General features: G+C 33.6%; 10 protein-coding genes and 1 pseudogene. 9 read left to right on the top strand and 2 right to left on the bottom strand.

Going from position 1 to position 11862, the window contains the following annotated elements:
- The first annotated feature begins 58 nt into the window (after window positions 1–58).
- Together RTL21_RS12385 and RTL21_RS12380 are read left to right on the top strand one after the other, a co-directional pair.
- Entirely contained in the window at window positions 59–970 is a 912-nt protein-coding gene (locus tag RTL21_RS12385) for a HamA C-terminal domain-containing protein (protein WP_312096197.1), read from the top strand.
- Window positions 967–3528, top strand: a complete 2562-nt coding sequence (locus RTL21_RS12380; protein ID WP_312096196.1) for a DEAD/DEAH box helicase — start codon at window positions 967–969, stop codon at window positions 3526–3528. The genes RTL21_RS12385 and RTL21_RS12380 overlap by 4 nt, the downstream gene beginning before the upstream one ends.
- Window positions 3529–3591: 63 nt before the next feature.
- Here the strand turns inward: RTL21_RS12380 and RTL21_RS12375 are convergent, their stop codons facing one another.
- Window positions 3592–4845: a HEPN/Toprim-associated domain-containing protein gene (locus tag RTL21_RS12375; RefSeq protein ID WP_312096195.1), complete on the bottom strand. Its 1254-nt coding sequence runs from the start codon at window positions 4843–4845 to the stop codon at window positions 3592–3594.
- Window positions 4846–4989: 144 nt separating this feature from the next.
- Here RTL21_RS12375 and RTL21_RS12370 point away from each other — a divergent pair, with 144 nt between their 5' ends.
- From RTL21_RS12370 to RTL21_RS12355, 4 genes are all read left to right on the top strand, one after another.
- On the top strand, window positions 4990–5142 hold the full coding sequence (locus RTL21_RS12370) for a hypothetical protein (RefSeq protein ID WP_312096194.1): 153 nt from the start codon (window positions 4990–4992) through the stop codon (window positions 5140–5142).
- Window positions 5143–5555: 413 nt separating this feature from the next.
- On the top strand, window positions 5556–6257 hold the full coding sequence (locus RTL21_RS12365; RefSeq protein WP_312096193.1) for a hypothetical protein: 702 nt from the start codon (window positions 5556–5558) through the stop codon (window positions 6255–6257).
- 409 nt (window positions 6258–6666) lie between these two features.
- A complete protein-coding gene (locus RTL21_RS12360) occupies window positions 6667–6837 on the top strand; it encodes a hypothetical protein (protein ID WP_312096192.1) in 171 nt (56 codons plus the stop codon).
- 293 nt (window positions 6838–7130) lie between these two features.
- Window positions 7131–8243 carry a hypothetical protein gene (locus RTL21_RS12355; protein WP_312096191.1) on the top strand — a complete coding sequence of 371 codons (1113 nt, stop codon included), beginning with the start codon at window positions 7131–7133 and terminating at the stop codon, window positions 8241–8243.
- A gap of 513 nt (window positions 8244–8756) precedes the next feature.
- Here the strand turns inward: RTL21_RS12355 and RTL21_RS12350 are convergent.
- Entirely contained in the window at window positions 8757–9032 is a 276-nt protein-coding gene (locus RTL21_RS12350) for a hypothetical protein (RefSeq protein WP_312096190.1), read from the bottom strand.
- Between the two features lie 674 nt (window positions 9033–9706).
- On the opposite strand from RTL21_RS12350, the gene RTL21_RS12345 reads away from it, so the two are divergent.
- From RTL21_RS12345 to gerE, 3 genes and pseudogenes are all read left to right on the top strand, one after another.
- On the top strand, window positions 9707–9868 hold the full coding sequence (locus RTL21_RS12345) for a hypothetical protein (RefSeq protein ID WP_312096189.1): 162 nt from the start codon (window positions 9707–9709) through the stop codon (window positions 9866–9868).
- A 96-nt stretch (window positions 9869–9964) separates the two neighbouring features.
- Complete coding sequence (locus RTL21_RS12340; RefSeq protein ID WP_312096188.1) at window positions 9965–11566, top strand: recombinase family protein; 1602 nt, start codon at window positions 9965–9967, stop codon at window positions 11564–11566.
- 20 nt (window positions 11567–11586) lie between these two features.
- Window positions 11587–11676: pseudogene (gerE, locus tag RTL21_RS12335) on the top strand (spore germination transcription factor GerE); the annotation flags it as partial.
- Between the last annotated feature and the right edge of the window lie 186 nt (window positions 11677–11862).

The raw sequence follows: 11862 nt of genomic DNA, 5'->3' as shown, positions 1-11862 counted from the left end.
ATAATCCAGAAGACTCTGGTATAATTAAAATTATCTGAGCCTAGAGGTGTTATAAAAGATGCTAAAACCACAAGTGCGAAAGTCATTCTTAGACCACTTTTATCATGATATTAAGGACCATTTATTGGTCGAGCAAAAATGTAAACTAAATTTGCATATTCTAAAATTAACGAATAATCAGTTTGATTTGGCGCCGCTGCTACGGGAATTATCCAATTCTATTTTGACATTTTGCCTATCAAATAAAGAATATAAACAATTTGTTGATGAACAACGGTTTGGAGAACTTAATTTAGTTGCCCAGGAACGCTTTCGGGATTATCAGTCGAATGAAGGCGAGTTTGGTGAACTGCTATTGTACTGTTTATTGGAAACCCACTTAGGCGCTCCCAAATTATTAACAAAAATGAATTTAAAAACTTCCCATAATGACTATGTAAAAGGTGCCGATGGTATCCATTTATTAAAATTAGATGAACATGATTATCAAATTGTTTTTGGAGAATCCAAAATGTACAAAACTGTCAAAGCTGGAATAAATAAGGCATTCGAGTCCATAAACAGCTTTTTGACGCATGCCAAAAACAATGTGGAATACGAAATGCAGTTGATAGATACCCATTTTCATCAGGAGATAGACGATGAGAATGCCTATTTAGAATTGAAAAAAATTATTTTCCCATCGGCAAGAGAAGAGGAAATCCAAACCGATAAAGCTTTTGGTATCTTTGTAGGATTTGACATCGAAATGGACAAGGAGTTAAAAAAGAAGCTGTCAAGTCGGGAATATAATGCAGAAATTCGCAAAATCATTAATGAAACTGTGAAGAAGGAATTTCCGAGCATCGAAAGATTGATTGAAAAATATGATTTATACGGCTACAACTTTTATATTTACTGTATCCCATTCAATGAAATGAGCAAAACTCGAAAGGCAGTAATAAGAAAGCTAAAAGGTGAAGGCAAATGAAGGTACTTGAGAGATTAGCTAAAGATGCTTACGAAGATAAATATTTCAAGGAACTATATGATAAGGCAAACGAGTTATTGTTTAATGTCCTATTTCAGGAACAAAATATTCATCCGCTGAGTCAAAAGGAATTAATTCATATTTTAAGGTTTTGTGATATTTTATCCAATTCAGAAGAAGCCAAGTACCGAAATTTATCCTATAAAATCATTACCCTTCTTCATCCCTTTTATGAAGGGGATTCCTTTTATAAAACGGTCTCTACCGCCGTACTAAATAAATTAGGGAACTTTCCAGCCCTTGAACTGCTGGAATACCAGGCTCAACTTCCGTTAGACCGTGAAATGGAAAGAGAAATCAAAAAGGTATTTCACAAAATTGATAATTTTGAAGGAATGTTTCTTACGGACCATCAGTTTCGACTTTATAAAAAATTGCAGAATTCTAATTCCTTCAGTTTCTCTGGACCTACTTCGATGGGAAAATCGTTTATGATGAAAATCACCATCGCTGATTTAATGAAAAAAGACAATAAGCCTAACATTGCGATTATTGTTCCAACAAGAGCATTGATTCACCAGTTCGCGGCGGAAATAAAATCAGAATTATATGGGCTGATTGAAGAACATGGCTTTACCATTATTACCAGTGGCAATCTAGAAGGAATTGAAATCGGCGATTCCAAATTAATCATGATTTTAACACCAGAACGATTGTTAGCGTACTTATCGGATGATTCCTATCCTGTTATTGACACCTTGTTCATTGATGAAGCTCATAAATTAGCACAGGGACAGGATAAAAGAAGTGTCACATTGTATACAGCCATCGAACGAGCTATTTATGTGAATCGGGATATTCAAATTCTTTTTGCATCCCCAAATGTAACAAATCCAGAGGTTTTTTTGCAGCTTTTTAATCGTAACACAGAGCAAATATTTTATTCCAATGAATCTCCCGTTGCGCAGCAGTTATTTTACATAGATATATTTGAAGGTAAAGTGGTTCATTACACTGATTACGAATCCAAAACTTATCGACCAGAAATACTTGATGAAAAAGATGGCTTAAGTATAATCAATTCCTTATCAAAGGATAAATCCAATTTGATTTACTGCAATTCAATCAGGCATACAGTCGAAAAAGCCATTCAATTCAGTGAACGGTTCGGGGTGAAGGTAACTTCCCAAAAAGAAAATGAAAAAATTACGGAAGCTATTGAAACCATCAAGAAAACCGTACATCCTGATTATTTCCTGATAGATTGTTTAAAAAGGGGAGTAGGATACCACTTTGGAAATCTGCCACAGGTTATCCGTCATAATATCGAAGCTCTATTTAAAGAAGGGGTAATAAAATATTTATTTTGCACTTCTACTTTATTAGAAGGAGTGAATTTGCCTGCGAAAAATGTATTTATCCTGCAAAATAAAAACGGAAAGCGTAAATTTGAAAAGGTCGATTTTTGGAATTTGGCGGGCAGAGCAGGCAGATTGAAATATGAATTGTCAGGAAATATTTTCTGCATAAGAGAAGAGAAAAATTCTTGGAAGAAAATTGATGATTTAATCAAAAATAAAGAACAAATTCTTTTGAAACCGACAGTTTCCAGTAACATTGAAACAAAAATAAAGCAAATTGAGGCAGCCATTGAAAATAAAAATATTGAAAAATCAACAGTGTCTGAAAGGGAAATCATACACTATTTGGCAAACATCATCAGCATCGATACGATTGAGCTGCCAACAGGATATAAAACGCCAATAATTCAAAAATTACTAGATAGAAATGAAAAAGAAATTCTAGAATTAGCTCAAAATCGTGTAAAAAACATTACTGTTCCAAAAAATATTTTGAAATCCAATCAGTTAATTGATGTCATCCAGCAGGAATCAGCCTATCAGGATATTCTAGAAAATAAAAATGTACCAAAATCTATCCTTTTTCCGAATGCAGTCAATTATGAAAATTGTTTAGCGGTTCTGGAAAATTTTTATACTATTTACCAATGGGGAGAATATGAATCTAAACTCAAAAATAAGGAAGCCTTGCGGTATTTTGCTTTATTAATGAATAAATGGATAAACGGGACAAGCTTAAATGAGCTTATTAGTGACAGAATATCCTACTTTTCGACGAATCGTAAAAATATTTTTGAATACAAAAACAATGAACGCCAAGCTGTTAGATTTATTAAAGGTAATAAATGGCATGTGAATACCTTGATAAATGATTTAATAAGAGAAATAGAAGAAATTCTTCGATTTCATATACAAAAATATGTGAATCATTATTATCTGATGTTACAAGAAGTGCTAGGAAAAAATAATGCAGGAACAAATTGGGGAAACTTTATTGAATATGGAACGAGAAGCAGTGCAGGAATCACCCTTCAAAATCTCGGCTTGTCCAGACATGTAGCGGATTATTTAATAAGGAATTATCCGCAGTATTTTAAATTTAAAGACGGGCGTTTAATCAATATAAGAAAAAATAGGCTCCTTGAAGAGTTAGATGAGAATAGCATCGAAAGACAGGAAGTTTTATTATTTTTATAAATAGGAAGAAAGCTTGGAAAGATATTGTCCAAGCTTTCTTTTGGAAACAATAATAGTTTAATCTCATTCTAAATCAAAAGCTGTAAAAATCATTTGAAGAATCTTTTCCATTCCTGTCCAATCATGATAGCTCATAAGCACACTTTCTGTTTCAACATCTTTAAGAAGCTGTAAATAATTTTTTATCAGTTGTTCTTTGTTAAGGATTTCACCTTGGTATTGCTTAAGTGACTGATTATAACCTTTCCATTGAATAGGAGTAAATTCTTCACTTTCATTGAGCAAAATATCTTCACCTAAGTAGAGTTCAATACTACAGGCAAGACCATTAATATCACAGAGGGTGGTTCCACTTATTGGACCTAATGTTGGATATTTTTTAGCAATTTCTATATTTGGATAGTGCAACACTTTAATGTTGCTGGGTATCTGTATTTTCTTTAACTGTTTTGCTGCGTCATATGCAGCGGTATCATTATCAAATAGTGCAATAATTTTATTATTAATGCCTGAACCAATAAATGCTTTTACAGAATTGACTAGTGCAGATGCGCTACCTGGCGCATTGGAATTGTTGAAATCCATAAAGGAGTAATAATCTCGGACATCAGGATATAAAATACTCATAGTTTCTTTAATAATTGATATGTCAGTGGACCCTTCCGTCAAAATTAATATTTTTTGATTAGAAAGTGTTTTTTGGTATAAGTATTCTAAGGATGATTTGGCTATTTCATCAGATTCTTCGTAATATCCACCGTCAATTAGGTCAGAATAATCTATACTGCATTCTTCACCATCTTCAAAAATTTCAAGAACAGCCCTTAAAACGAATCTAAAATCTGTACTTTTAAAGCCAAATAAAGATTCGCCATCATGATGTTCGTTTAAAATGTAATGCTCCATAATGCTTTCTTGTTTATTATCCTTTGGAAATCTCATCTGCTCCCATATATTAAACGGTTTATTGGCTATTCTACCCAAAGTATCTAGCCATTTGTAAAAGTTGTAACCTTCAAAATCTAATTCGACAAACTTATTATCTACTAAAACTGAGAAACTCTCTTCAACATTGTTATATGTAATGAATTCCTCTTTTGCTTTGTCCAAGTTAAAGCCCATAATGTCTAATCTTAATTTTATATTCCTAACCGTATTACTATATTTGTATGTTACTCGTTCTTCCCCATCATCATCTTTCCAATCCAGCCTTTTTTTATCTGATTCTCTAAACAAGGTCATTACTTCATGTTCAATTGCACTCTTGTATGAATAGAATTCAAAATCACTTATGTATAACGAAGCATAGCTCCCCATAACTGCCTCCCAATATCTTCTAATCTTTCTTCTATTATATAGGAACTATTAACTACAATAAAATTAGAGCATCTCAAACAATTGTATTAAAAATACTTACTGGTATAATTTTACCTATAAAAGGCTATTTTTGGGAGGAGCAATATGTATCAGGATTCATTATTTGAGGATGTAAATGAAGATTACTTTAGCATACGGACGAAAACAGCAGAAACGGTCAATAAAATCATCAATAAAGAAACAAATATAGAGATAGAGGGCTTAAATGTCTTTGAGGATAAACTGAAAGTAAGGTGAAAATACATAAAACAGTAGTGGTTCTGAGGCTGAAATGTTGCTAATAAAGCCTATCTTTTTTACTGACTATTTTCTCTAAAATCCTGAGGCTGTAGCTTAGGTTCTCATTTATCACAGCAGAGTTGCGCTTCTGAGTTCAGCGAATACTTCAGAATTTACTTCCCCAAGAACCCGTATGGAACATTAGAGTTGAAGGCTTTTTAGGTCTCCTTTGGAGTGTTTAATTTTATTTCATACTTCTTATCTGTTTGATTCCTCAATCAATCATATTTTTAAAAATAAGAAATCACATTTCATATTTCTTAGCTTCCATTCTTACAAATTACTTTATAAAAAAACGTATATTATTTTTATTATTGACTATCAGCGCCGTATAATAAAAATGTAAGCAAATGGAAGGGAGAAGATAAACAGTGGTAGAAGTTTTAGTAATGGCAGTGGTCGTAGTCTTATTCGCAGTCGTATGTTTTTGGTTTAACCATCGGAGCAAATTATATGGAAAACTTCTCTACGAAGAAAAGGTAAAGAATGTACAATTAACAATGGAGAATGAATACTACCAAGAAAAATTAGCGGAATCTGAAAATCAACAGAATGATTCTTCATCCTTAGAGGTAGTTGATTCTCTTGCTTATTGGGGAGATGAAGTAGATGATGGTGATGAATACGAAAGAGTTGACTTTCGTCCTCAGAGAAGTAAAAACGAAGAATTCCCACCACATGATGACCGCTTCCAAGATTCCAATCAGTTTTTTGATGACATTTTAGAAAATTACAAGACAGATTTTGGGTATTACCCTGGGGAATATAAAAGCGACGGTTTTGCAGAAAATTTCAAAGATAAGCAAGATTTATATCCATCGGAATATGACCTAGATAACCTTTTCAAAGTTGAGGAACCTTCAGATGATGACCCGTTAGAATCTTTTAAGAAATTTACTGGTAATTACCCTTGGGAACATCCAAATCAACATAACGATAATGAAACATCGGATTATGTCCTAGCAAGCCCTGTCAAAGATATCGAATTCGAATTCCCTCTGTATAATGACCCAATAAAACAATACAAGGCAACTCATGGGTTCTTACCGTGGGAATGGGAAGAAAAAATATAGATAATGCAAAAAATAATCCAGTAAGTTAAAAATGAAAATAGAAAGAGGTCATTAGACTTCTTTTCATACATATCATGATAATCTGCTTAATCAATAGTTCCCTCAATTCCTTTCTCCATTAGTAATCCACCTCAACAGATACATTCCTATCGATTTATGGAATTCATATTTCATACTTCACATTGATTTGATTCATTCAAACCCTATGTTAAAAAGAGAAAAGTAAGTATGAAATCATATTTCTTATTTCATACTTTATTTTTTTGTTTTCTAGAAAAAGGAAAATAATGAAAACTGAAGAAAAAAGTGATAGAAAAAAATTATAGAAAAAATATGACTGCGAATCTAGGATTTATCCTCTTTCGACGGTAGTGTAATGATGTAAACAAAATACATGGAGGAATCTATTATGGCTGCCCAGAAGACCGCATTTTACCGCAAGAACATCTGCCGAATTCCAAAAGTGGAAGATTTTTTGATTGAGATGATGGCAAAAATTGAACATAAAGAGAGTAGAAGAATCATCGAGACAGAATACAAACGCTTCATAAAAAATGAGAAAGCAATCGCTAGAGAGTGAAAAAAACGAGGGAAATAAACAGTTTCAGACAAAAAAATAAAGAGGCTTGGGTGAGCCTCTTCGGATTGGACAAGATTTGTCCATCTGTTTAATGAAGATATTAAATTCATTTCAGGAATTAGCCTTTAGGAGTAATCCTTTGGGAGTTAATCCAAACAGGAGTTAAACCAACCAGATGAATCCCAAAACAAAACTATTCAACATATTAATTGTACATTTTCATTTGCAATCCTTCAAGATTTTCAAAAAAAATTGGTTTGACTCCTAAAAAATTATATTTTAGGAGGATAATAATGAGTAAATATAATAACGAGGATTTTATTTTCGAAGCAACAGATGAGGAGAATTTCTTTAAGGTAATTGAAAGAGCAACAGGTAAATTCATTACTTATGAAAGAATCCAAGGGGCAAACGAAAGACTAATAAGTAAGAACTCAGATAAATCGTTTAAAGAAATGATAGAAAAAGAAGAATATAGAAAAAATGGAGAAAGAAAGGACCCTTTTGCACAAGCGACTTCTGTTTACGAAAACGGTGTAGTTGGAAAATTTAGTGCAAAAAAATTGGATAGCTTAATCCGATTAGTTCCCAAAATGAACTACAATGCAAATGAAAAAGAAAACAAAGACAGTGTTATTCGTATTAAAAACAAACCCGCTTTAACAAAAGACCTTGCGGATGCGATGGGTGTTTCTATCAGAACAGGTCAAGATTACCTTGACGAGTTTATTGGTGCAGATGTTATGGAAGAAGTAAAACTATCAGGTATAAATGGGAAAGCATATCGATTCAAAAATACTGCCTTCTTACGAGGTGCAAACGATTCGGATGAATATACGAAAAAAGTGGCATTCAATAAACTACAAGAAATTATTTCTAAAGTAGATGGAGAAGTAAAGAAGGCAGTTGGACTCGAAAGGAGTCAGGCAGCTTTTGCTAAAAAGAAACCTAAATTCAAGAATTTTTACCCTTTAGCCTTATTAGGAGTGTTGTTATCTAAAACACATTATAAAACATTTATGTTCTTAAAAAATCATAGTGACCCTACCTTGGTTAAAGATGGAGAAAAAGTAGTTGACGCACTAAATATGAAAAAACGATTCCGCCAATTCAAGTTCCTTAAAAAATACGAACTATACAATATGTACAGTGGATTAAATACAAAGAGCCTTAGCGGAACACAAAAAGCGGAATTAGAAGCAAGTATGAAGATTTTAAAGAAGTTAGGTGCAGTTGGCAGTTGGGATTCGAACGGCAGAGAAATATTTTTCATGAATCCTTTATTGGTATATGCCTCTCCAAATATGAAATGTGATGAAGAGTGGAAAAAGATTATCTTCACCTTCTTCAATATCACTTCCGATGATTTCAATAAGGTGACAGGAAACGAAAAAGAAGACGAATAATCGTCTTCTTTTTCATTTGACCTGGGGTACAAATTTCCGTAACTTTTTGCCGACCTAGGGTACAAATTTCCGTTAATTCTTGCCGACTATAAATGGACTTCCGCCTTAGAACCATATAGTCTTAGGTTGATTTAGGCTCTTTATGTCTTCATTTAATTTGGTTTTTATTATCTATATGTTGTTCGTTCTGTTTGTTTGGTGTTAAGGTCAAAAGATTCCAACCATCGAACTTCCATCCTGCGGATGCTCGTTCCTTCTATGGATACTTTTCATCTTAATGACTTTACACTTTATTTCAAGTTTTCCTTTTAAAAAGTTCTTTATCCTCAAAGTGCTATCTGTTTCTCAAGATAGTGCTTTGGATGTTTTTGACCTTCATTCATTTGATTGGTTCTTTTCATTCTTTATTGTTTCAAAGGATTTTTCACTTCGTGGTGTGCGGACATCGTCCTTGTCAATAACCATTTCACATTTAAAAGGAAAAACGGGACATTCCAAATCTCGCATATCCAACTATTCATTTCCTAATTCCGATAAGCAGTAGCTTTGGTTCTCATTCAGGACACCAAAGTCTCGTTTAGAAAGATTGTGTTCGATTGGATTGACCTCTAACAGATAACCGTATTGAATGTTCGATGTCATAAGCGTTCCCTTATTGGTACTCAATGCTCCGTCTTGGTAATTCTCCACCCGCTCAGCTATATGATTCATGGACTTTCCTTTCAAGTAGAACTCTCCAAATGGCTGTCTTTTATCTCCATAATACAAAACAAAGTATTTCATTTTCATCGTAAAACCCCCTAAATACAGAAAGAATTCGCTTTATGCATCGACTTTTCCTTTCGACAATATTATGACAAATTAAAACATTTTTCACAGTATCATATAATCTGAATTTCTTTCAAAATCATTTCGCTTTGCGTGTGAGTCGAGCTAAGGCACTCCGAACGGCTGCTATATATTTTTGTTTTCTATAAGTGGGTTGGTTTTAAATCCGAGTGCCTAGCACGAGCAATGTCTTTTCTTACCTGTAAAATTAGAAATTAATTCAAGTGTCTGAAAAATTTACGGAGACCAAGAACCTTGCTGACAAAATAATAATGAAAAATTGAAGTCATTTTGTGGATTTATTTTCTATTGTAGTAACCCATATTTGGAGTGCTGACCTGATAAAGTTGAAATTTTCCATTGCATTACGAATTTTGGAGACTGAAAGCAGTTTTGTTCATTTGAACGACTGCCTTTTTATTTGCAATTAGTATTTCAAATATATAACGAATTTTACAATTCCATTACACATACACCACGGAATTCTCAACATCAATATTTTTTTGTGATATTTCAAAATTTATAATACTAATACCTAACGAAATACATATAAAGTTATTGATTTTATGACTTGTACATATGTAATAGGACAAACATATTTCGACATATCGTGTATGGAGGGGAGATGATTTTTTATGGGGAAGAAAAAACTGACATATACCTTTTTACCAAGTAAAAACTCTGGAAAATCATCTGGAGAAGTTATCGATAATTTGGTCCAGCAGACCATCCATAAAGCGATGGGGGATTATCATCGGGAGATGCGGAATCAACAATTGAAGCGAAAAACCTCATAATATTTTACGAAGAATAAAACGACGTAATATAATAAGAAGAACTAGACCTCAATAGCAATTTTGCGTTGAGGTTTTCTTTTTATGGGAGGGAAAGAGATGAAGGGAAAAAAGAATGAAAATATCGCAGCCATTTATGTCCGTGTATCTACATTAAAAGAGAGCCAAAAAGACTCACCTGAACACCAAAAAGCGGTTTGTTTAGTAAAAGCGGATGATGAAGATTTAGAAGTTCGTAAAGAATTTATCTATGAAGACAGGTCAACAGGCACCAGTATCATCAATAGGGAAGATATTAAACAGCTTATAAAAGATGCACAAGCAGGGTATTTTTCGACAGTCATTTTTGCATCCCTTTCAAGATTTTCGCGTGACTCTTTGGATGCTATCGCATTAAAAAGAATCCTGGTTGATGGACTAGGCATCCGTTTAATATCCATTGACGATGTATATGATTCCAAAGTTAGTAATGATGAAATGATATTTACCATCATCTCGGCAGTAAACCAAAAACTGTCCCAGCAAATATCCATTGCTTCTAAGCGTGGAATCAAAGAGTCCGCAAACCGAGGTAATTATACAGGGAGCAAGGCACCATTTGGCTATAAGAAAATAAACATCCCTATAAGTCAAAAAGAAGTAAAAAAAACATTGGAGATAGTGGAGGAAGATGCTCGTATTGTCCAAACGATATTTCACTTATATGTTCATGAGAACATGGGAGAAAAGCGAATTGTTGATTATTTAAATACTGTAATGAAAGTACCTTCTCCACAGAAAAAAAAACCTTGGGGCATTACAACGATTCAAAGGATTCTGCAAAACGAAGCTTATATTGGATACAATGTCCACAACAAATATAAAGTAAAAAAAGTAACCAATATTGATGATTTACATGACCGCCAAACAGTTTTGGTACAACGAGATAAATCCAAATGGATAAAAAATAAAGAAAAAGAATGGCAACCCATCATCGATGATAAAATGTTTAAACAATCTCAGGAAATCCGTTTGAAGCGTGGGGGTGGAAAACGAGGAGGCATTCGAAATGTTCAAGTAAATCCGTTTGCTGGCATCTTGAAGTGTGAGCATTGCGGCAGTAACTTTGTCTCGATGAAATCCGGAAAGGTCGGAAAAAGAGGTCAAGAATACCGCTATCTCATCTGTTCTTCCAGGAGAAGAATGGGCGTAAAGGGCTGCAAAAATGATTTGTGGATTCAGCTCGAAAATTTTAAGCAAGAGATAATGATGAGAATCACCATGCGACTAGAGGAGCTCATCGCCATAGATGAGGTCGCAGCAGGCGTTGAAGTTCAGAATGTTCCAAGTGAGACCGATATGGAGACAAGAAAAAAGAAATTGGAAAACACCATTAAACTTAAAAGAAAAATGCTTATGAACATTAGAGAAGATTTTCATTCAGGTGAAATGAAGAAAGAACAATATGAGTTTGAAAAAGAGCAATATGAGGAATCAATCGAAGACCTGACAGACCAGTTGAATAAACTACAGGCAACCCATCATAAAGTGAATAATGAAACAATCATTAAGGAACAAGTAAAAGATGAGTTGAACAAATTAGTGAAGTTGGATTTTAGTCATGTGGATGAATTACAACTCGTATTAAAACAGTTGATTGAGGAAATGACCGTAAATAGTGATGGAAATGTGAAAATTTATTCACCGCTCGGTAATTTGTAGCTATGTTTATGCATTCTAGACACATCAGGAATGCTATGCAGAAGCTGGGCGTGAAGGGGCGTTCACAGGCTGTTGTAGAACTCCTTAGAATGGGAGAGCTAGAGCTATAATAAAGAAGATGATTTGTATGAGCGGGAGGGAAATTCCATTCCTATACCACTTGTATGGGTCATCTTCTTTTAAATGATGGTAAAGGGATAATGAGACAGGTCGAAAGGTATGAATATTATTCAAACGATAAATGATGCAATTAAAGTTTATAAAATCAGAAAATGGAAGGTCTTTATCATTAAAAA

Origin of the sequence: Niallia sp., assembly GCF_031978665.1 — a bacterium.
Classification (GTDB): domain Bacteria; phylum Bacillota; class Bacilli; order Bacillales; family Cytobacillaceae; genus Niallia.
The sequence above is the reverse complement of the archived record's forward strand: the minus strand, read 5'-3'. Positions and strand labels throughout refer to the sequence as shown.

Coding starts and splice junctions, on each gene's coding strand:
- RTL21_RS12355 (WP_312096191.1), top strand. CDS start 7,131: ATGAGTAAATATAATAACGAGGATTTTATTTTCGAAGCAACAGATGAG.
- RTL21_RS12375 (WP_312096195.1), bottom strand. CDS start 4,845: ATGGGGAGCTATGCTTCGTTATACATAAGTGATTTTGAATTCTATTCA.
- RTL21_RS12340 (WP_312096188.1), top strand. CDS start 9,965: ATGAAGGGAAAAAAGAATGAAAATATCGCAGCCATTTATGTCCGTGTA.
- RTL21_RS12385 (WP_312096197.1), top strand. CDS start 59: ATGCTAAAACCACAAGTGCGAAAGTCATTCTTAGACCACTTTTATCAT.
- RTL21_RS12370 (WP_312096194.1), top strand. CDS start 4,990: ATGTATCAGGATTCATTATTTGAGGATGTAAATGAAGATTACTTTAGC.
- RTL21_RS12380 (WP_312096196.1), top strand. CDS start 967: ATGAAGGTACTTGAGAGATTAGCTAAAGATGCTTACGAAGATAAATAT.
- RTL21_RS12360 (WP_312096192.1), top strand. CDS start 6,667: ATGGCTGCCCAGAAGACCGCATTTTACCGCAAGAACATCTGCCGAATT.
- RTL21_RS12345 (WP_312096189.1), top strand. CDS start 9,707: ATGGGGAAGAAAAAACTGACATATACCTTTTTACCAAGTAAAAACTCT.
- RTL21_RS12350 (WP_312096190.1), bottom strand. CDS start 9,032: ATGAAAATGAAATACTTTGTTTTGTATTATGGAGATAAAAGACAGCCA.